At 59.0% G+C, this 20,021-nt stretch carries 16 protein-coding genes; 6 read left to right on the top strand and 10 right to left on the bottom strand.

Annotated features, from left to right (window positions below; genetic code table 11):
- Positions 1 to 3 precede the first annotated feature (3 nt).
- Positions 4 to 2,211, bottom strand: a complete 2,208-nt coding sequence (locus D3871_RS16695) for a CHASE domain-containing protein (RefSeq protein WP_158597957.1) — start codon at positions 2,209 to 2,211, stop codon at positions 4 to 6.
- A gap of 330 nt (positions 2,212 to 2,541) precedes the next feature.
- Between D3871_RS16695 and D3871_RS16690 the strand changes: the two genes are divergently transcribed.
- Positions 2,542 to 3,243 (top strand): glycine-rich domain-containing protein, encoded by a 702-nt coding sequence (locus D3871_RS16690; RefSeq protein ID WP_233575680.1) that lies wholly within the window; start codon positions 2,542 to 2,544, stop codon positions 3,241 to 3,243.
- Positions 3,244 to 3,322: 79 nt separating this feature from the next.
- On the opposite strand, the gene D3871_RS16685 is transcribed toward D3871_RS16690, so the two are convergent.
- The gene (locus tag D3871_RS16685) at positions 3,323 to 4,234 is read right to left on the bottom strand and encodes a LysR family transcriptional regulator (RefSeq protein ID WP_119770248.1); all 912 of its coding nucleotides are present in this window, start codon (positions 4,232 to 4,234) and stop codon (positions 3,323 to 3,325) included.
- A gap of 152 nt (positions 4,235 to 4,386) precedes the next feature.
- Here D3871_RS16685 and gcl point away from each other — a divergent pair, with 152 nt between their 5' ends.
- The 5 genes from gcl to pyk all read left to right on the top strand — a co-directional run bounded on the left by gcl (position 4,387) and on the right by pyk (position 10,710).
- Positions 4,387 to 6,162 (top strand): glyoxylate carboligase, encoded by a 1,776-nt coding sequence (gcl, locus tag D3871_RS16680; protein ID WP_119770247.1) that lies wholly within the window; start codon positions 4,387 to 4,389, stop codon positions 6,160 to 6,162.
- 12 nt (positions 6,163 to 6,174) lie between these two features.
- Positions 6,175 to 6,954 carry a hydroxypyruvate isomerase gene (hyi, locus tag D3871_RS16675; protein ID WP_119770246.1) on the top strand — a complete coding sequence of 260 codons (780 nt, stop codon included), beginning with the start codon at positions 6,175 to 6,177 and terminating at the stop codon, positions 6,952 to 6,954.
- A 16-nt stretch (positions 6,955 to 6,970) separates the two neighbouring features.
- Complete coding sequence (glxR, locus tag D3871_RS16670; RefSeq protein ID WP_274381775.1) at positions 6,971 to 7,879, top strand: 2-hydroxy-3-oxopropionate reductase; 909 nt, start codon at positions 6,971 to 6,973, stop codon at positions 7,877 to 7,879.
- Positions 7,880 to 7,929: 50 nt separating this feature from the next.
- On the top strand, positions 7,930 to 9,198 hold the full coding sequence (locus D3871_RS16665) for a glycerate kinase type-2 family protein (protein WP_119770244.1): 1,269 nt from the start codon (positions 7,930 to 7,932) through the stop codon (positions 9,196 to 9,198).
- An 84-nt stretch (positions 9,199 to 9,282) separates the two neighbouring features.
- Entirely contained in the window at positions 9,283 to 10,710 is a 1,428-nt protein-coding gene (gene pyk / locus D3871_RS16660) for a pyruvate kinase (protein ID WP_119770243.1), read from the top strand.
- A gap of 141 nt (positions 10,711 to 10,851) precedes the next feature.
- Here the strand turns inward: pyk and D3871_RS16655 are convergent, their stop codons facing one another.
- The 8 genes from D3871_RS16655 to mhpD form a co-directional block, all read right to left on the bottom strand.
- The gene (locus D3871_RS16655) at positions 10,852 to 12,219 is read right to left on the bottom strand and encodes a pyridoxal phosphate-dependent decarboxylase family protein (protein ID WP_119770242.1); all 1,368 of its coding nucleotides are present in this window, start codon (positions 12,217 to 12,219) and stop codon (positions 10,852 to 10,854) included.
- Positions 12,220 to 12,383: 164 nt separating this feature from the next.
- Positions 12,384 to 14,507 (bottom strand): catalase, encoded by a 2,124-nt coding sequence (locus tag D3871_RS16650; RefSeq protein ID WP_119770241.1) that lies wholly within the window; start codon positions 14,505 to 14,507, stop codon positions 12,384 to 12,386.
- 65 nt (positions 14,508 to 14,572) lie between these two features.
- On the bottom strand, positions 14,573 to 15,304 hold the full coding sequence (locus D3871_RS16645) for an intradiol ring-cleavage dioxygenase (RefSeq protein WP_119770240.1): 732 nt from the start codon (positions 15,302 to 15,304) through the stop codon (positions 14,573 to 14,575).
- 452 nt (positions 15,305 to 15,756) lie between these two features.
- Positions 15,757 to 16,209 (bottom strand): bacteriohemerythrin, encoded by a 453-nt coding sequence (locus D3871_RS16635; RefSeq protein ID WP_119770238.1) that lies wholly within the window; start codon positions 16,207 to 16,209, stop codon positions 15,757 to 15,759.
- Between the two features lie 11 nt (positions 16,210 to 16,220).
- Positions 16,221 to 17,090 carry an alpha/beta fold hydrolase gene (locus tag D3871_RS16630; protein ID WP_119770237.1) on the bottom strand — a complete coding sequence of 290 codons (870 nt, stop codon included), beginning with the start codon at positions 17,088 to 17,090 and terminating at the stop codon, positions 16,221 to 16,223.
- An 84-nt stretch (positions 17,091 to 17,174) separates the two neighbouring features.
- Complete coding sequence (gene dmpG, locus D3871_RS16625) at positions 17,175 to 18,230, bottom strand: 4-hydroxy-2-oxovalerate aldolase (RefSeq protein WP_119770236.1); 1,056 nt, start codon at positions 18,228 to 18,230, stop codon at positions 17,175 to 17,177.
- Positions 18,231 to 18,243: 13 nt separating this feature from the next.
- Positions 18,244 to 19,185 carry an acetaldehyde dehydrogenase (acetylating) gene (locus D3871_RS16620; protein ID WP_119770235.1) on the bottom strand — a complete coding sequence of 314 codons (942 nt, stop codon included), beginning with the start codon at positions 19,183 to 19,185 and terminating at the stop codon, positions 18,244 to 18,246.
- Positions 19,186 to 19,210: 25 nt separating this feature from the next.
- The gene (mhpD, locus tag D3871_RS16615) at positions 19,211 to 19,993 is read right to left on the bottom strand and encodes a 2-keto-4-pentenoate hydratase (RefSeq protein WP_119770234.1); all 783 of its coding nucleotides are present in this window, start codon (positions 19,991 to 19,993) and stop codon (positions 19,211 to 19,213) included.
- Positions 19,994 to 20,021: the final 28 nt, after the last annotated feature.

Genomic DNA, 20,021 nt, shown 5'->3' with positions numbered 1-20,021 from the left:
CCCTCATTTGGCCGCGTCGGCAAGTTTGCGTGGCGCCTCTTCCTGTTCCACTCTCTCCAGAGGAATAAAGACGGTCAGCGAAGTGCCCTTGCCCGGCGCGCTGTCGATGACGAACTTGCCATTGAGTGCATGGATGCGTTCCTCCACGCCCACCAGGCCGAACGAATTGCCGGACTGACGAATATCGGAATAAATGCCGATGCCGTTATCGGAAATCGTCATGACCAGCCGGCCTGCTTCCCGGTGTACTTCGACGATGACATGGCTGGCTCGGGCGTGCCGGATTACATTGGTCAGCGATTCCTGCAGAATGCGAAACAGCGATGTGGCCCGGGCATCGTCGACATGAAATTCCTTTTCGTTCATCACCAGTTCGCAGGTGATGCCGGAACGGCGGCGGAATTCCGCGACCTGCCATTCGAATGCGGCGGTCAAACCGAGATCGAGAACGGCGGGGCGCAGATTGTTGATGATCGTGCGTATGGTCTTGACCGTCGCATCGATGTGATTGAGTGCACCGCGCACTTTTTCATTGAGCCGGGGATGCGACCGGCCGGTGCGTGCATCCAGCATGGACACGTCGATGCGCAGTGCCAGCAAGGTTTGACCGAGTTCGTCATGGATTTCACGCGCGATGCGCTTGCGCTCGTCTTCCTTGACGCGGTCCTGATGCGCAGTCAGGTCGCGCAGCAGTTCCTGCGAACGCTGCAATGCTTCGACCGTGTGCTTGCGGTCGGTGATATCCATGATCGTGCCGCGCAACAGCGTGTTGTCGCCGTCGTTGTCGAACCGCGTAATGGTCTGTACCCAGCGAATCGATCCATCGAGCCGCCTGATGCGGTGTTCGATATTGAACTCTTCGTTGTCCGGAAGTGCGCGCATCAGTCCCAGATGCACGCGTTCGTGGTCCTCGGCATGAATACGGCACAGGAAGTCGTCGAGCCGTGGACCATCCTTGAAATGATCCATGCCGAAAATGCGATAGGTCTCTGCCGACCATGTCATGCGCTTGCTTGCCGTGTTCAGCGTCCAGCTGCCAAGACGGGCCATGTGCTGCGCTTCCGCCAGGCTTGCCTCGCTGTTGCGCAAATCGGTCGTCATTTCACGCGCCAGTTCGATCGCGCGCCGACGCGCGGTCATCATCGAATAATAGATGCTGTAAAGCAGAGTGCTGGCAATCAGACCGCCAATCAGCACGATCCAGGAAAGCGACACGTCGAATCCATTCATCAGACTCGACCGGCGCCCGAGGATCTCGGCTTCCCATACACGAGGACCCACCGTCATCGATACGCGCTTGGCAAACAGATCGGCTTCCGTCGGCTCGATGGCCGGCGAGCGCTCGGCAACAAGAGGTATCGCGGCACTGTCGAACATCAGCCGCTGCGGATCGCTGGTGCCGCTATTGAGTTTTTCATCGCCGTGTCCGGCGTCAAAGATGCGGATGCGCATCGAGCCCAATACCTTCTTGTCGATGGCGCCCATCATCAAGCGGTTGACATCGAAGCCGGCACCTACGGACCCGTAATAAGCGCGTCGCCGTTCGGCTACATTGCGCAAAGGCATGCCACGTTTATAGAGCGGCATGCGCATGGCGAGGCCGATATGCTGATGCGGACCGGTGATATGAATCAGCCGGCCTGACGACACCAGTTGTCCGGTGTCGCGCGATGTGGCGAGCGCTTTTGCCGCCACGGGATTGGATGCCATGTCGACCCCGAACGATACGCCATTGCTTTCCATCGGCTCGACATAAGTAATTACATTGTAATCACGTCGCTCTCCTGCCGGCTTGACCGCAAAGGCGGGATAACCTTCAGGACTGATACTGGTGTCGCGTCGCACCGCTGCTTCGAAGGATTGCTTTTCCAGCCCTGGTACGTGCTGCGCGTAGTTAAGGTTGGTAATGCCGGGGAAACTGCTGTCAAGCTTCAATTCCTTGACATAGTGACGGAATTCGTCCCGGTGTACTTTTTCTGAAGTCTGGAACAGGGCCGTGGCACCGCGCAAGACATCGATATAGGATCGCACCCGGTTTTGAACCGCGAGTTGCGCATTGTCGGCGATGTACTCGAATTGAGACTGAGCCTTTTCTTCGACGATCTGCGCGACCATCAAATGCAGCAATAGCGATATGGCGACACCCAGCCACCAGGCAGGAGACGTGATAAGGGAAATCAGGAAGCGTCGGGAAATGCTTATCTTGCCCATAAATTCTACAAATTGAGCTCGGCGGGCCGTGTTATGCCGGCATTGCTGCGGAACATGCTTATAGATGTGAGTGGAGTGTAACGGTTTTTTTAAGAAATCCGTAGTGCACGCTGGCATTGATTACATGTAAAAATACCTTGAGTGTCATGAATGATATGCATGTGTTGGTTAAGAGAAATGCTAAGCGCAAAAGGTTTGCGTTTGATCAATTACTTTACACACTGGCAATAATTTCCACATGCTAAATTTTCCTTGTCGCAAGACGCGTCCGAAGCCCATGAAAAGTGGCCAAGAGACGTTCCGTTCAATAAACGTGAGAGGTGGCATAACATGAATAAGCAAGCGCAGAACAAGACCCCTGATCAAATGGTTGAAGCGATCTTTGCGCTGGATCTTGATCCGATCAAGTTCAAACTGATGGATGCCAAAGAAGGCCATGGCTGGACACGCGAAGCAGCGGACCGCCACGAACTCGAGTACCGGCGCTTCCTGGCGCTGATAGCAAAGTACCCGAACGAAGCGATTACCCCGAACGCCGATGTAGATAAGTTCTGGCACGGTCACATTCTGGATACGATGAAATATGCAGTGGATTGCGCGACCGTGTTTGGGTACTTCTTGCATCATTTCCCGTATTTCGGCATGCGCGGCGATGAAGATGCGGCAAATCTCGCGGAAGCTGCGGCCCGTACAAGAAGCCTGTACGAAATGGAATTCGGCCAAGTTTCCGACGGCAGGCAAAGCTATTGCGCACGGGCGGTAGCGGAAGATGCTTCCTATTGCGCCCGCGTCGTGAGTCAAGAGGCTTCTTACTGCGCCCGCGCTGTTGCACCCGATGCATCGTATTGCGCACGGGTGGCGCAGCCCGGTACTACAGGCATGCCGGCGGAATCGTCGTACTGCGCCCGCGTTGTGGCATCGGTTGAGGATGCAAGCTATTGTGCTCGCGTCGCTACCGCTTACTATGAATCGGCCATGCCAGCCTATTACGCTACGGTGCTGGGCAAGGGACGTCCTTCGCTGGAAGCTTAGTCAATTGTCATAATGCTTTCGCCCCTTCCCCTGTCAAGGGAAAGGGGCTGGCCGCCTGAAGCCCGCACAAAAATCCCCGTCACGCCGGCCGCGTCCAGTACCCGGGTTCTGCGTACACAGACTTCAGCATATCGATGAAAAAACGGATCTTTGCCGGCAGATGACGCTGCTGCGGATAGACCGCCATGATGTCGTAGTTGTCCAGCGCAAAATCGTTCAGCACCGTGATCAATCTCCCGGAAGCAAGCTCTGTCTGAATTTCCCAGGTGGAGCGCCAAGCCAGTCCCAGACCTTCGCGTGCCCAGCGATGCAAGAGTTCGCCATCGTTGCAGTCGAGATTGCCGTTGACCTTCACGGTGACCGGCTTGCCCTGCTGCTGGAAATACCATCCGCGCTGCTGACCGCCTTGCAGGTTGAATGCAAGGCAGTTGTGCTTTTCCAGGTCGTCCAGCGTGCGCGGGATACCATGACGCTCAAAATATTCTGGTGTCGCGCACACGACGCGGCGATTGCTTGCCAGCTTGACTGCGACGAAATTCGGATCGATCGCGCCGCCGATGCGGATGCTCAGGTCGTAGCCTTCGCGCACCAGATCGACTACCCGGTCGGTCAGGTTGAATGAAATCTGTACATCGGGATTGGCGGCGATGAAGCCGGGTGCATGCGGCGCCACATGCTTGCGGCCGTAGGCGGCGGGTGCGGATACGACCAGATGGCCGGTGGCCTTGTGCCGGCCTTCGGAAATGATCTTTTCGGCATGATCGAGTTCGTCGAGCAGCTTGCGGCAGTGGTCGAGGAAGACCGTGCCTTCCTCGGTCAGGGTGAGGTGGCGGGTGGTGCGGTGCATGAGCTTGACGCCCAGGCGTTTTTCCAGCGCGTCAATGCGACGGCCGAGCATCACGGGGGTGATGTTCTGTTCCAGCGCGGCGCGGGCGAGGCTGCCTTTTTCGATGACTTCGACGAAGGCTTCGATTTGCTTGAACTTGTCCATAGGGGATGTTTTCTTCGGTAATGGCATTTCAATTCGTCTCGATTATTCCATACCTGAAGTATTGAATACAGCGATTGTTTATCTCCTTATCAAACAATAAGTTGGCCTTTACACTCGACCCATCAGAAATTTGACTGTGTCCAGGAGGATGTATGGCTAAGATGACCGCAGCGGAAGCCGCGATTTATGTGTTGGAAAAAGAAGGCATGACCCAGGCGTTCGGTGTTCCGGGTGCGGCGATCAATCCGTTTTATGCTGCATTGCGCAAACGCGGCAGCGTCAAACATATACTGGCGCGGCACGTGGAGGGCGCATCGCATATGGCCGAGGGCTACACGCGTGCGAAGCCGGGCAATATCGGCCTGTGTATCGGTACTTCCGGGCCGGCGGGTACGGACATGATTACAGGGCTGTACTCGGCCCAGGCGGATTCGATTCCTATTCTGTGCGTGACCGGCCAGGCGCCGCGCGCCCGTCTGTACAAGGAAGATTTCCAGGCAGTGGATATCGAGTCGATCGCCAAGCCGGTCACCAAGTGGGCAGTGACCGTTCGTGAACCGGCGCTGGTGCCGCGCGTGTTCCAGCAGGCTTTCCATCTGATGCGTTCCGGACGCCCGGGACCGGTGCTGATCGACTTGCCTTTCGATGTGCAGATGGCGGAAATCGAATTCGATCCCGATACCTATGAGCCCTTGCCGGTCTACAAGCCAGCAGCCACGCGTGCGCAAATTGAAAAGGCGCTGGCAATGCTCAACGATGCTGAGCGCCCATTGATCACCGCCGGTGGCGGCATCATCAATGCGAATGCATCCGAATTGCTGGTGGAGTTTGCCGAAGTCACCGGCGTGCCGGTAATCCCGACTCTGATGGCGTGGGGTGCGATTGCTGACGACCATCCGCTGATGGCGGGCATGGTCGGCCTGCAGACCAGCCACCGTTACGGCAATGCGACCATGCTGGAATCGGACTTCGTGCTCGGCATCGGCAATCGCTGGGCAAACCGCCATACCGGCTCGATCGACGTATTCACCAAGGGACGCAAGTTCGTGCACGTGGATATCGAACCGACACAGATTGGTCGTGTATTCGGCCCGGACCTCGGCATCGTGTCCGATGCAGGTGCGGCGCTCAAGCTGTTTGTCGAAGTCGCCAAGGAATGGAAAGCCGCCGGCAAGCTGAAGGACCGCACGCAATGGGTATCGCAGTGCCAGGAACGCAAGCGCACGATGCTGCGCCGGACCAATTTCGACAATGCACCGATCAAGCCGCAGCGCGTGTATGAAGAAATGAACCGCGCATTCGGTCGCGAAACCTGTTACGTCAGCACCATCGGCTTGTCGCAGATCGCAGCCGCGCAATTCCTGCATGTGTACAAGGCGCGCAACTGGATCAATTGCGGCCAGGCTGGTCCGCTCGGATGGACTATTCCTGCAGCGCTGGGCGTATGCGCAGCCGACCCGGACCGTCCAGTGGTCGCGATCTCGGGCGACTACGACTTCCAGTTCATGATCGAGGAACTGGCAGTGGGTGCGCAGTTCAATCTGCCTTACCTGCATGTGGTGGTGAACAACTCGTATCTCGGCCTGATCCGTCAATCGCAGCGCGGCTTCGATATGGATTACTGCGTGCAGCTCGCGTTTGAAAACATCAATGCGCCCGAGTTGAACGGCTATGGCGTGGATCATGTGGCCGTGGTCGAAGGTCTGGGCTGCAAGGCCATCCGCGTGACCCGTCCGCAGGATATCCAGGATGCGTTCGGCCAGGCACGTGCATGGATGCGGCAGTACCGTGTGCCGGTCGTGGTGGAAATCATCCTGGAACGCGTCACCAACGTATCGATGGGTACCGAGATCAACAACGTCAACGAGTTTGAAGAACTGGCTGAAAAGCCCGAGCATGCGCCGACTGCGATTGCGATGCTGGATTAAGGAGGAAGATAGATGACCAAACTGGCAGCCAACCTGACCATGCTGTTCAATGAGCAGCCTTTCATGGATCGTTTTGAAGCGGCGGCACGTGCCGGCTTTCGCGGTGTGGAATTCTTGTTTCCATATGCATTCCACGCCGACCAGATCGCCGACAAGCTCAATGCCTTTCAGCTGGATCTGGTATTGCACAACCTGCCAGCCGGCAACTGGGAAGCGGGCGAGCGCGGCATCGCCTGCCATCCGGACCGCGTCAATGAATTTCGCGAAGGCATCGATGAAGCGATTCGTTATGCCAAGGTCCTCGGCACCAAGCAGCTCAACTGCCTGGTCGGAAAAGTGCCGCAAGGCGTGAGCGCGGAACAGGCGCGCGAAACCTTGGTCGAAAATCTTCGCTACGCAGCCGACATGCTGAAGGAACACAAGCTGCGCCTGCTGATCGAGCCGATCAATCACTTCGATATTCCCGGCTTCTTCCTGACGCGCACGCAGCAGGCGGTCGACCTGATCCGCGATACCGGGTCGAGCAATATCTACGTGCAGTACGACATCTATCACATGCAGCGCATGGAAGGCGAAATCGCCAATACCATCAAGGCCAATCGCGACATCATCCGGCACATACAGCTGGCCGATAATCCCGGCCGCTTCGAACCGGGTACCGGCGAAATCAATTACCGCTACCTGTTCAAGATGCTGGACGAGATCGGTTACGATGGCTGGATAGGATGCGAATACAAACCGCGCGCCGGCACCGTCGAAGGCCTGGGCTGGCGTGCCGCGCACGGCGTATAAATCAATCAAACATATTCTGGAGAACACTATGGCAAAAGTAGGCTTTATCGGATTGGGCATCATGGGCGCACCCATGGCGGGACATCTGCAGGCAGGCGGACACAAGCTCTACCTGCATGACCAGAAAAACCCGCCGTTCGAACTGATCGAAGGCGGCGCAACGGTCTGCACCTCGGGCGCGGAAGTCGCCAAGCGCGCCGACATCATCATCATCATGGTGCCCGACACGCCGCACGTCGAAGCAGTGCTGTTCGGCGAAAACGGTGTCGCCAGCGGCCTGTCCGCCGGCAAGACCGTGGTCGACATGAGCTCGATCTCGCCGATCGCCACCAAGGGCTTTGCAAAGAAGATCAACGAACTCGGCTGCCAGTATCTCGACGCGCCGGTATCCGGCGGCGAAGTCGGCGCCAAGGCGGCATCGCTGACCATCATGGTGGGCGGCTCCGAAGGCGCGTTCAACGACGTCAAGCCCTTGTTCGAGTTGATGGGCAAGAACATCACGCTGGTCGGCGGTAATGGCGATGGCCAGACCACCAAGGTGGCCAACCAGATCATCGTTGCGCTGAACATCCAGGCAGTCGCGGAAGCCTTGCTGTTCGCGTCCAAGGCCGGCGCCGATCCGGCGCGCGTGCGCCAGGCATTGATGGGCGGTTTCGCTGCTTCGCGCATCCTCGAAGTGCATGGCGAGCGCATGGTCAAGCGGACCTTCAATCCAGGTTTCCGTATTGAATTGCACCAGAAGGATCTGAATCTCGCGCTGCAAGGCGCCAAGTCGCTCGGCGTGTCGCTGCCTAACACGGCGGCTGCCCAGGAATTGATGAACGCCTGCGCCGCCAATGGCATGAGCGGACTGGATCATTCGGCGCTGTGCCGGGCGATTGAAATCATGTCGAACCATGAGATCGCAAAAGCAGCGGACGCGTAATTGCGTACAATAAACCCAATGCCGTTTCTTTAACCTTGCTCACGACTCTCATGCCAGACATTAATCCCCGTCAGTTGCTGCTCGACATGTACACCGCGGCGGTCGATGCCGTCAGTGCGGAAAAATGCCTTCCCGCTTTCCTGCCCAAGCCGTCGATCACTGGCCGTACGCTGGTCATCGGTGCCGGCAAGGGCGCGGCGGCAATGGCGCAGACGGTGGAACGGCATTGGGAGGGTGAGCTCAGTGGCTTGGTGGTCACACGGTACGGCCATGGCGCGGACTGCAAGCGCATCGAAGTGGTCGAAGCGGCGCATCCGGTGCCCGATGAAGCGGGCCGCCGCGCCGCCGGTCGCATCATGGACATGGTGCAGGGCTTGAGCGAGAACGACCTTGTGCTTTGCCTGATTTCCGGTGGCGGATCGGCTTTGCTGGCCTTGCCGGGCGAAGGCATCACGCTGGAAGAAAAGCAGGCGATCAACAAGGCCTTGCTGAAAAGCGGTGCGACGATTTCGGAAATGAATTGCGTGCGCAAGCATTTCTCCGCCATCAAGGGCGGACGCCTTGCGCTGGCGTGCGCGCCGGCCCGGGTCGTGACCCTGCTGATTTCCGATGTGCCCGGCGACGACCCCGGCGTCATTGCCAGCGGGCCGACCTTGCCGGACCCGACCACCTGCGCGCAGGCGCTAGCTATCCTGAACAAGTACGAAATTGCAGTGCCGCCGGTCATGGAAGACTATCTGGCATCGGGTGCCGGCGAAACACCCAAGCCCAACGATCCACGCTTTACCGGCAATAGCCATCATGTGATCGCCACAGCGCAGCAGGCGCTGGAAGCTGCAGCCGCGAGTGCACGCGCGGCCGGCATCACGCCCTATATCCTGTCGGACGAGATGGAAGGCGAGGCACGCGATGTCGGCATGATGCACGCCGCGCTGGCGCGCCAGATCGCATTGCGCGGCCAGCCTTTCGCCAAGCCTTGCGTCTTGATCTCCGGCGGTGAAACCACCGTTACCGTGCGCGGCAAGGGCAGGGGAGGGCGCAACGCCGAATTCCTGCTCAGTTTTGCCGCCACCGTGGGTGGTCAGCGAGGCGTGCATGCGATTGCCTGCGATACCGATGGGATAGACGGTTCGGAAGACAATGCCGGCGCGATTTGCGGTCCCGATTCGGTGGCGCGCGCCGAGGCGATGGGTATGCGCGCACGCGCCATGCTCGACAACAACGATGGATACGGTTTCTTCAACGCGCTGGGCGACCTGATCGTCACCGGGCCGACACGCACCAACGTCAATGATTTCAGGGCAATCCTGATTCTCTGAGTTTTATCCGTTTTTAACGACAGGCGGGCGTCACGGGACGGTCCGGTGGTCGCGCACGCCTGTACGAACTGCAAAGTGAACAACATGCGACGTCAACGCAAGGCAAAAATCGTGGCAACCCTTGGACCGGCAAGCTCGACCATGGAAGCCATAGAAGCATTATTTCAGGCCGGAGCCGATGTGTTCCGCTTCAATTTCAGTCATGGCTCGCACTTGGACCACAGTGCACGCTACGACATCGTGCGCGAAGTCGAACGCAAGGTGGGACGGCCTATCGCGATCTTGGCGGACCTGCAGGGCCCCAAACTGCGCATCGGCCAGTTCGCCGAAGGCAAGGTCACGCTCGCCGCGGGCGCGGAATTCATACTCGACCGCAATCCCGATCCTGGCACGGCTGCACGGGTTTGCCTGCCGCATCCGGAATTGTTTGCGGTGATCGGCGCGGGCCAGGCACTGCTGATCGACGATGGAAAACTGCGACTGGAAGTCATAGAAAGCAATGGCGACTGTATCCGCACGAAGGTTGTCGCCGGCGGCGTCGTATCCGACCGCAAGGGCGTCAATGTGCCGGATGTCGTCCTGCCGATTCCCGCGTTGACCGAAAAGGACAGGCGCGACCTGGAGTTTGCGCTGGCGCTGGGCGTGGACTGGATCGCCTTGTCTTTCGTGCAGCGTCCGGAAGACTTGCTGGAAGCACGGGAACTGATCAAGGGCCGCGCCGGGCTGCTCGCCAAGCTGGAAAAACCCGCCGCGCTCGACCGGCTCGACGACATCGTGGGCGTATCGGATGCGGTGATGGTGGCGCGCGGCGATCTCGGTGTCGAATTGCCACCCGAGCGCGTGCCCGGCGTGCAAAAGCGCATCCTGCGTGCCTGCAGCAGACAGGGCAAGCCTGTGGTCATTGCGACGCAGATGCTGGAATCGATGATATCGGCGCAGGTGCCGACCAGGGCTGAAGCATCCGATGTCGCCAGCGCGATCTATGACGGCGCCGATGCGGTCATGCTGTCGGCCGAATCGGCCAGCGGCGCCTATCCGGTCGAAGCGGTGGCAATGATGGACCGGATCATTTCGGAAGTCGAGCGCGATCCCTTGTACCGCAGCGTGATCGATGCCCAGCGTGGCGATCCCTTGCCGACGCGCGGCGATGCGATTTGCGCGGCACTGCGCAGCGTCACGCAGATTCTTGGCGCCCGCGTCACGATTACCTACACCACGTCGGGTCATACCAGCCTGCGTGCCGCGCGCGAGCGGCCGGCCGCACCGATCCTCAGCATCACGCCGCATCTGTCGACCGCGCGCAAGCTGGCGCTGGCGTGGGGCGTGCATACCACCGTCAGCCCGGATGTGCGCAGTGTGGATGAAATGGTGTCGGCGGCCTGTCGCACGGCGTTGCGGGAGGGATTTGCACAGCCCGGTGATCAGGTGGCGATTGCTGCGGGTATGCCGTTTGCCGAGTCGGGAACGACCAATCTGTTGAGGATTGCCGAGGTGTGGGCGCAACCGGCGTAATGCGTGATCAAGCGATAAGGTCGGTTAGGTCATTGGGAATTTTTGTGAGGCTGTACCATTGCCCGGCCTTAGGCACCGCGCAGGAATAACTTGCACGTTTTTTCTGGCCGTAGCTCGCTACGGCCAGAAAAAACGTGCGATTTATTTCTTGACAGGCCCTTTGTACTTCGCGGCTATACGCAAGATCGCTTCGATACTCCGTTCCACGTCCGCGTCAGTCGTGGCCCAGCATACGACACTGATCCGCATCGCCGTATGGCCCTGCCACAGGGTACTTCCACACCAGCACGTCCCGTCGGCTTGAATGTCGTCGATCACGCGCTTCGTTATTTCGGGCGTACCGAACGAGACTAAAACCTGATTGAGCACAACCTCATTCAACACGTGATATCCCGCAGACGTCAGTGCCTCGGCAAAACGGCGAGCATAACGACACGTGCGTTCAATCAGATCGGACAACCCTATACGCCCCAATGAGCGTAAGGCGGCCCAAACCTCGACCCCGCGCGCGCGTCTCGAGAGTTCAGGGGTGTAGTCTGCAGGATTACGATATTCACTCACCGTCGGGAGGTAATCGGCAGTAATCGCCATGGCAGCTCGTAATGCATCCGGGTCGCGAACAAACGCCACACCGCTGTCGTACGGTACATTCAGCCACTTATGCGCATCGGTCGCCCAGGAGTCAGCGCCTTCGATACCCTCGACAAGATAGGCACGTGACGGGGCGGCTGCAGCCCACAGCCCAAATGCTCCATCAACATGCACCCATGCACCTACATCATGTGCGCGTTCGCAGATCTGCTGAAACGGATCGAATGCGCCCGTGTTAACGTTTCCCGCCTGCACACAGACAATTGTGGAACCAGTCATAGGAGGCAATGCATCAAGGCGCATGCAGCCTTGACTATCGACTGGCACTGTCACGACGCGACTACGCCCCAGGCCCAGCATGCCTAAGGCCTTCAACACTGTTGGATGGACTTCTGCACCGACGATGACCGTAATGGGTGGAGCGCCGAACAATCCATCGGCTTCCACATTCCAGCCAGCTTTTGCCAGAGCAGCATGCCGTGCCGCAGCGAGTGCAGTGAAATTCGCGACGGTCGCACCCGTAACAAATGCACCACCACTTTCAGGCGGCAATTTCAGGACGTCGAGGAGCCATCCGAGTGCGATTTGCTCAAGCGCCGCAGTGGCCGGAGTCACATTGTAGAGGCCGCTATTTTGATCCCAGGCAGTTATTAGCCAGCTGGCGGCTAATGCCGCAGGAAGCGAACCGCCGATGACAAAGCCGAAGAAGCGCGGCCCTGCCATCGCCATTGTCGCCGGTGAGCCAAGTTCATCCAGTTGCTGCAAGATGGATTCCGGGCTGGTGGGTTCATTTGAAAGTGGTATATCAAGCGAGGCAAGGCGAGCAACTGCATCTATGCTTGGAGCAACACTCCGAGTCCCCAAATCTTCGAGATAACAAATTGCCCGTTCAGCAGTCGTCGATAATAATTCTCTCATGCCAGTCCTCGTTTGATGCGCATCTATCAGGCTAAGGCACCGCGCAGGAATAAGTTGCACAACTTATTCCTGCGCGGTGCCTAAAGCCAACCGGAGACGAAATCCTGACATCGTCGTCGCACGGAGACTCTGATTTGCGTTTCTACATAACCTCGGTCGATCAACTACGCCAGAATGCGCACCGATTCTTCGCGCTCCCATTGCCGTGTCTTGGCCGCCGCGATGAAGCCTTTCATGTCCTTCGCATCGAGCACACCTTTGTCTTTCTCGATGTTCGCTTGTTCGAGCAGTGACCGGCCGCCCTGATCCGCCGCGATCGCCTTCAGGTGGCCGAACGCGTGACGCACGAAATCGATAGCCGCGGATTCCTTGCTCAGTAGCTTGACTCCTTCATCGGACAAGACAACGGCAATCGCGTCGAACATCACCGAAGGCGTGCCCGCCAGTTGTCCGTCGGCTTCCATCATCGTGCCGTCGGCAAGCTTCGCGCCGCCCACCTTGGGAGCGACGACCTTGACCTTCGCGCCGGCCTCAGCTGCGACTTTGATGATGTCGCTGACGATGGCGCCGTCCGAACCGTCCGCAATCAGAATACCGATTGCGCGTCCTTCTAGCGTGTCCTTCATCCTGCCGATGATTTGCAGCGCCGGCGATTGATCGAAGTCCTGCACCGGCGCTGCGGCCTCTGCGGGTTTCGGCAAGGTGCCGAGACCAAGGCCATCGGCTACGCGCTGGGCCAGTTCTTCTTCAATGTGGCGCAGATGTGCAACCATCGCCTGCCGCACATGCAGATGATCGACTTTCGACAGCTCAAACACCAGCGCAGACGCGATATGTGCCTGCTCGTACTTGCTCTGGCTGCGATAGAACTGACGCGCCTGGCTGTAATGGTCGGCAAAGCTCTCCGCGCGAATGCGGCCTTTTTCGCCGCTTTCGCTGACGCGTGCGCTAGGGAAACCCCTGTCCGGCGTTTCTCGCGGGGCGGTTTCCGACAACGAATTCGGCTCATATGCGACCCTGCCTTTCGGCTGCGTCATTTGCATCTTGCCGTCGCGCTGAAGGTTGGCGAAGGGGCACTTTGGCGCATTGACCGGAATCTGGTTGAAATTCGGCGATCCGAGCCGCAGCAATTGCGTATCCAGGTATGAGAACAGGCGGCCCTGTAGCAGCGGATCGTTGGAGAAGTCGATGCCGGGAACGATGTTGGCGGGACAGTAGGCGACCTGTTCGGTTTCCGCGAAGAAGTTGTCCGGCCACCGGTCCAGCACCATGCGGCCGATTACTTGTAAGGGCACCAGTTCTTCCGGGATCAGCTTGGTCGCATCCAGATGATCGAATGGAAATTTATCCGCCTGCTCCTGCGTGAATAGCTGGACCGCAAACTCCCACTCGGGGAAATCACCTGCTTCGATCGCCTCGAACATGTCGCGGCGGTGGAAGTCCGGATCGGCGCCGGCAATCTTCACTGCCTCATCCCAAATGGTCGATTGCAGGCCCAGCTTCGGCCGCCAATGGAATTTGACGAAGGTTGAGTCGCCCGCTTTGTTCAGGAGACGGAAGCTATGGACGCCGAAGCCTTCGATCATGCGCAGCGAGCGCGGGATCGTGCGGTCGGACATGATCCACATCACCATATGCATGGATTCCGGCGTCAGCGAAATGAAATCCCAGAAGGTGTCATGCGCCGTTGCGCTTTGTGGAAAGCCACGGTCCGGTTCCATCTTGACCGAATGGACGACGTCGGGGAACTTGATCGCGTCCTGGATGAAGAACACCGGGATGTTGTTGCTGACCAGGTCCCAGTTGCCTTCCTTGGTGTAGAACTTGACCGCGAAGCCGCGCACGTCTCGCGGCGTGTCGACCGAACCTGCGCCGCCGGCGACCGTCGAAAAACGCGTAAACACCGGTGTCTTTTCACCGACCTCGGTGAGGATTTTTGCTGTCGTATATTGCGCTAGCGACTTGGTCAACTCGAAGTGGCCATGCACCGCAGTGCCGCGCGCATGCACGATGCGTTCAGGGATGCGCTCGTGATCGAAATGCGTGATCTTTTCACGCAGAATGAAATCTTCCAGCAGACTGGGGCCACGCGGATTGGCGCGCAACGAGTTCTGGTTGTCGGCAATCGGGATGCCTTGGTTCGTGGTCAGTGCGGGATGCTGCCCGGTGGCGACCTGGTGCAACTCGCCGCCGTTGCCTCGATGGACATCTGCACCTGGATTTGCACCGCGCGGCGTGGAATTCTTTTTCTGCTTTCCTGCATTGCCGGTCTTCTTTTCTTTGCTCATGATCGATGTCCTTTGTACGTTGGCGGATTAGGGCCTGTTAACAATTTCGGACGCATGCGGCGCACTCAAGCCGTCTGCACGCCGATGTCGAAGCTTCCCGCATACCCCGGACCGTTTTCAAGCAGTGGCAGAATCAGTTGCCGGCCACCGCGCCGGAACAAGCCATCCGTGTCATTGGTCTGGCGGCGTCGGCCGTTGCGCGCGTAGGGCGCTTGCGCCAACACGCGGTCGGTGATCGCGTCGTCGAAGTACAGTTGCGACGTGAATTCGTAGGGGCGGCTCGACGTGGGTGACGTGGGTTGTATACGCACCTTGAAATGGATGTGCACCGTTCGACCGGGATACCATCCGGGATAAATGGTAAGGAAGCGCACTACACCACCGTCGTCGGTGATTTGATAACCGCGCAGAAATTTTTTTCCGCTTGTGTCGAAGCGAGGATCGGTTACGTCCGAATAAACGCCATCGGCATCGCAATGCCAGACGTCCACCATCGCGCCGGAAACGGGAGTACATCCGGTACCGCGAACAGCCAGCACGCGCAAGGTCAGCGCGAGCGGAACGCCGGCGCGTACTGTCCCGCCCGCAGGATCGGTGCGTATGTCGGAACGGTTGAGCCGGTCATCAACAAAGTACGGTCCTTCTGTTTGTTCCGGAGTGAGAATGCATGCGGGGCGTCGCGACTGACGCGCGTCGCTTTGCGCTGTTGCCCGGCTGACGAGCATCGCCGCGCCAAGCATCATGATCGCCTTGCGCCGGCTCACTTGAAGCGTCGGCCGCTTATCGTCCTTTTCCATAGTGCAGGCTGTAATCACACATCAGATAGGGAAGTAGAAATCTGCCTCGGCGATTGCATCTTTGATGCTGCAATTCCACGCAACGCCAGCTCGACGCCGAATGTCGCATAAACCTGAACCAATGACTGATGGCATTGGTCGGTGCATAGGGCGTGCCGTTTTCCTGTCTCCCGCGCGCGCTCAATACCGACGTCGATATGACACTTGCGATGCTGCCGGAAACCGCGCCGTCGCGAAACACCTGTCTCCAATTATTCATACTCTTTCCAGAAGATATCGTTGTAACTGCACCCCGCGCATCATTAATGAGTCGTAATAGCGTCTTCATTGGGACGCTGAAAAGCAGGCGTGGTTCCCGATGCAAATGTAGAATAAAGGAGGCGGAATTGGTCGTGCTGCTGACCGGAGCGAATGGCTTTATGTGAAGACCTCGATCTGAGCGCTTGCGCTTTTTAGCGGGATACGATGTTACTGTTGATCGAGCGGCGAAAAACGACTGGTTTTGCTCCCAGACGGCGCTTACACATCCAGTGCGCCAGCGCCGAGTCGAGATGGGTAGCATGGCTCGGGAACCAGTCAGCTAGCGCCTGTACCAAGGCACGGCATATCCGGGTATTGCCTTGAGCAAGCAACTCTTGCACCTCATGCACCGACTTAAGCACGGCATCATGCTGCTCAATGTGGCAGTCACGCGGCGGGAACTCGCTTTCGCGCATCCAAGCGTTTTCCTCGCCGAAATGTGCCTGAAGATGTCCTTCCATGGCGCTAAGCAATTCGTGCAGTTCATCATCTCGAGCCCCCTGTAGGCGAGCGACCAACTGGACGAATTCTTCATGGATCTGATCCATCGGTGCGTAGCCCAGCATGTGGGCATCGCTCCAGTTCAGTGGTCGGTTTTCATCCATGATGCTTTACCTTAATGTGATAGGAAATCCAGCACCATGCGGTTGAAGGTGTCCGCATGCTCCCACTGAGCCCAATGGCCGCAGCGGTTGAAGATGTGCATCTGAGCGTTCGGGATGCCCCAGATCAGGCGCAAGCCCACATCCATGGGCACGAAGCGGTCATCGCGTCCCCAGATGACGAGCGTGGGTGCGGCGACCTCGCCCAAGCGGTGCCCCAGGTCGGGGAACTGCTTGGGATTGGCCTCAGAGCTCTTGACGAAATTTTCCAGGTGGTCACGCCGCGCCAGCATGTTATCCAGGCGCGCCTGGAATAACTCCTCGGTCAGATGGCTTGCGTCGTACACGAACACATTCATCATGCGTTTGAGGTTCTCGATAGTCGGGTTACGGTAAAGCGCACCGATCAGCTTGATGCCCTCAGTCGGCATGGGCACGAACTGGCTCGGGCCGCCCGTGCCACCGCCCATCAGCACTAACTTGCCCACCCGCGTGGGGTTGGACAACGCAAAGGCCACGGTGCTGTGTGCACCCATCGAATTGCCGATGATGTGAGCCTTTTCCAGTCCAATGGCATCCATCAAACCCTTGAGCGCGCGCGCGTTGAGGTCCGAGCGCGAGCCGGTGTTTACGATAGGGTCGCTCTTGCTCCAGCCCGGGCAGTCCAGCAGGATGACGCGGTAGCCGGCGCTTACCAGCGGCTCGATGTTGCGATTGAAGTTGGCCCAGCCGCTGGCACCCGGTCCGGAGCCGTGCAGCATGACGACGGTCTCGGCACCCTGGCCTACGTCGTTGTAATGCAGTTGGAGCTTGAGGTCGCCGTCCTGGATGCGAACGAACTTGCTGGTTGCGGCTTCGGTCAGCGCAATGGTATTTGCAGACATAGTCATTTCCTTCTTCGTTGGGCGGTACTTTAATGCGACAACCGCTACTGTGACAGTGGCGGCTCGTCTTCGGGTCAGGGGTGGTCAGTCCGCCTCGCCCATCACCGGCTGCGCGTGCATGCGCTCATGCTCCCGGGCTTTGAGCAGATCCAGCGCCACGTCCACGATCATGTCTTCCTGGCCGCCCACCATGCGGCGCTTGCCCAGTTCCACCAGGATGTCGACCGGCTTCAGGCCGTATTTCTTCGCTGCCACTTCCGAGTGGCGCAGGAAGCTGGAGTAAACGCCTGCGTAGCCCAGTGCCAGCGTTTCGCGGTCCACGCGCACAGGGCGGTCTTGCAGCGGACGCACGATGTCATCGGCCGCATCCATCAGTTTGTACAAGTCGCAGCCGTGGTTCCAGCCCAGGCGCGCGGCGGCGGCGATGAACACTTCCAGCGGGGCATTGCCCGCTCCGGCGCCCATGCCGGCCAAGCTGGCGTCCACGCGGTCACAGCCTTCTTCGACGGCGACGATGGAGTTGGCCACACCCAGGCTCAGGTTGTGGTGGGCGTGCATGCCGGTCAGGGTTTCGGGCTTCAAGATGTCCTTGAAGGCGCGGAAACGGTCACGCACGTCGTTCATGTTCAATGCACCGCCCGAATCCACCACGTACACGCATTGTGCGCCATAGCTTTCCATCAGTTTTGCCTGCCCGGCCAAGCCCTCGGGCGTCTGCATGTGGCTCATCATCAGAAAGCCAACGGCTTCCATGCCTAGGTGGCGTGCGTATTCGATGTGCTGCCTGGAGACATCGGCCTCGGTGCAGTGTGTTGCGACACGCACGATGCGGGCGCCGGCATCGTAGGCCGCCTTCAGGTCGTGGACGGTGCCGATGCCTGGCAACAGCAGGGTGGCGATCTTGGCATGCTTGACGACGCTGGCCACGGCTTCGATCCATTCGACGTCGGAGTGGGCGCCGAAACCGTAGTTGAAGCTGCCGCCTTGCAGGCCGTCGCCATGGGCGACTTCGATGGAGTCGACCCTGGCGTCGTCCAAGGCTTGGGCGATTTGTTTGGCTTGCTCGACGCTGTACTGGTGGCGTACGGCGTGGCTGCCGTCGCGCAGGGTGACGTCGGAAATGTAGATTTTCTTGTCCATGTCAGTTTCTCCTTTACGCGGCAAGCATGCGGGCAGCCATCTGTTCGGCGGTGCGCAGACCGGCACTGGTCATGATGTCCAGGTTTCCGGCATAGGCGGGCAGGTAGTGGGCAGCACCTTCGACTTCCAGGAAGATGGACGTCTTCAGGCCGCTCATGCGAGGGCCGACGCCGGGGATGTTGATGGGCGTGCTGGCTTCAATGCGGTCGAACTGTACTTTTTGTTTCAGGCGGTAGCCGGGCACGTAGGCCTGGACGGCGGCGACCATACGCTCAACCGATTCGGCAATTGCAGCTTCGTCGCCAAGCTCGCTGAGAGTGTAGACGGTATCGCGCATGATCAGCGGTGGCTCAGCGGGGTTCAGCACAATGATGGCCTTGCCTTTGGACGCGCCACCCACCGCTTCAATCGCTTTGGCGGTAGTTTCAGTGAATTCGTCGATGTTGGCACGGGTGCCGGGGCCGGCACTCTTGCTGGAGATGGAGGCGACGATTTCGCCGTAGTACACCTTGGCAACGCGATTGACAGCTGCCACCATTGGAATGGTGGCCTGGCCGCCGCAGGTGACCATGTTGACATTCAAGGCGTCAAGGTGGTCTTCATTGTTGACGACCGGGATGCAGTACGGGCCGATGGCCGCGGGGGTCAGGTCGATCATGCGGATACCGCGTTTGAGCCTGCGCAGGAAGGCGTCGTTCTTGATATGGGCACCGGCGCTGGTGGCGTCGAACACGAAGTCGATGTCAGCGAAGTTAGGCAAGCGGCTCAAGCCGTCTACGCCTTCGTGAGTGGTGGGCACACCCATGCGGGCGGCGCGTGCCAGGCCATCGGAGGTCGGGTCAATCCCGACCATGGCACCCATTTCAATGTTGACGCCGTGCCGCAGGATCTTGATCATCAAGTCTGTGCCGATGTTGCCGCTGCCGATGATGGCAGCCTTGAGTTTTCGGGGCATAGGAATCTCGTGTGTTTTCTGTTATTTAAGAGCCAAATCGTGCGCGCACGCTGCCCACACCACTGATGCGGGCTTCAAACGCGTCGCCGGGTTGCACGGCCACCATGGGGCCGAGCGCGCCGGTCATGACCAGGTCGCCCGCGCGCAGGGGCTGGCCCAGCGTGGCGAGTTTGCGAGCCAGCCAGACGGCAGCGTTCAGCGGATGTCCCAAGCAGGCACTGCCGCTGCCTTGCGCGACGACCGAGCCTGCGCGTTCGGTGGTCATCTCGCACAGTTTGAGGTCCAGCGCATTGAGGCGCGTAGGTATGGCGCCAAGTACGACGAGGCCGCTGGAGGCGTTGTCGGCCACGGTGTCGATGAACTTGATGTTCCAATTCGCGATGCGGCTGCCTACAATCTCGATGGCCGGCAGTACGTATGCAGTGGCATTGATTACGTCCACCAGCGTGGCATCGGCCAGATCGAGGTCGCGCTCGAGCACCAGCGCCACTTCGGCCTCGACCTTCGGCTGCAGCGTGCGTGCCCAAGGGATTTCCTCATCATCGCCATAGACCATATCGGCGAACAATGTACCGAAGTCAGGTTGGTCGACTCCCAGCTGTTTCTGAACGACAGGCGACGTGAGGCCGATCTTGCGGCCCACGATGCGACGGCCTTGTGCCTGAGCATGGCGGACATTGACCAGTTGCACCGCATAGGCGTCGTCACCGTTGGTAATTTCGTCACGCAGGGGCGCGATCGGAGTGGCGGTCTGCTCGGCACTGCGCAGCCGCTCGGCCCATACATTGATCTGTTCTTGATTGCTCAAAGGGTTCTCCTAGTGGGTTACTTGGCAA

The sequence above is a fragment of the Noviherbaspirillum saxi genome (assembly GCF_003591035.1).
Classification (GTDB): Bacteria; Pseudomonadota; Gammaproteobacteria; order Burkholderiales; family Burkholderiaceae_D; genus Noviherbaspirillum; species Noviherbaspirillum saxi.
Note: the sequence above shows the minus strand (reverse complement) of the source record. Positions and strands in the feature narration are given on the sequence as shown.

Bases quoted from the DNA above. Each gene is read 5' to 3' on its own strand.
- D3871_RS16695 (WP_158597957.1), bottom strand. From the start codon at position 2,211: ATGGGCAAGATAAGCATTTCCCGACGCTTCCTGATTTCCCTTATCACG.
- D3871_RS16690 (WP_233575680.1), top strand. From the start codon at position 2,542: ATGAATAAGCAAGCGCAGAACAAGACCCCTGATCAAATGGTTGAAGCG.
- D3871_RS16685 (WP_119770248.1), bottom strand. From the start codon at position 4,234: ATGGACAAGTTCAAGCAAATCGAAGCCTTCGTCGAAGTCATCGAAAAA.
- gcl (WP_119770247.1), top strand. From the start codon at position 4,387: ATGGCTAAGATGACCGCAGCGGAAGCCGCGATTTATGTGTTGGAAAAA.
- hyi (WP_119770246.1), top strand. From the start codon at position 6,175: ATGACCAAACTGGCAGCCAACCTGACCATGCTGTTCAATGAGCAGCCT.
- D3871_RS16665 (WP_119770244.1), top strand. From the start codon at position 7,930: ATGCCAGACATTAATCCCCGTCAGTTGCTGCTCGACATGTACACCGCG.
- pyk (WP_119770243.1), top strand. From the start codon at position 9,283: ATGCGACGTCAACGCAAGGCAAAAATCGTGGCAACCCTTGGACCGGCA.
- D3871_RS16655 (WP_119770242.1), bottom strand. From the start codon at position 12,219: ATGAGAGAATTATTATCGACGACTGCTGAACGGGCAATTTGTTATCTC.
- D3871_RS16650 (WP_119770241.1), bottom strand. From the start codon at position 14,507: ATGAGCAAAGAAAAGAAGACCGGCAATGCAGGAAAGCAGAAAAAGAAT.
- D3871_RS16645 (WP_119770240.1), bottom strand. From the start codon at position 15,304: ATGGAAAAGGACGATAAGCGGCCGACGCTTCAAGTGAGCCGGCGCAAG.
- D3871_RS16635 (WP_119770238.1), bottom strand. From the start codon at position 16,209: ATGGATGAAAACCGACCACTGAACTGGAGCGATGCCCACATGCTGGGC.
- D3871_RS16630 (WP_119770237.1), bottom strand. From the start codon at position 17,090: ATGTCTGCAAATACCATTGCGCTGACCGAAGCCGCAACCAGCAAGTTC.
- dmpG (WP_119770236.1), bottom strand. From the start codon at position 18,230: ATGGACAAGAAAATCTACATTTCCGACGTCACCCTGCGCGACGGCAGC.
- D3871_RS16620 (WP_119770235.1), bottom strand. From the start codon at position 19,185: ATGCCCCGAAAACTCAAGGCTGCCATCATCGGCAGCGGCAACATCGGC.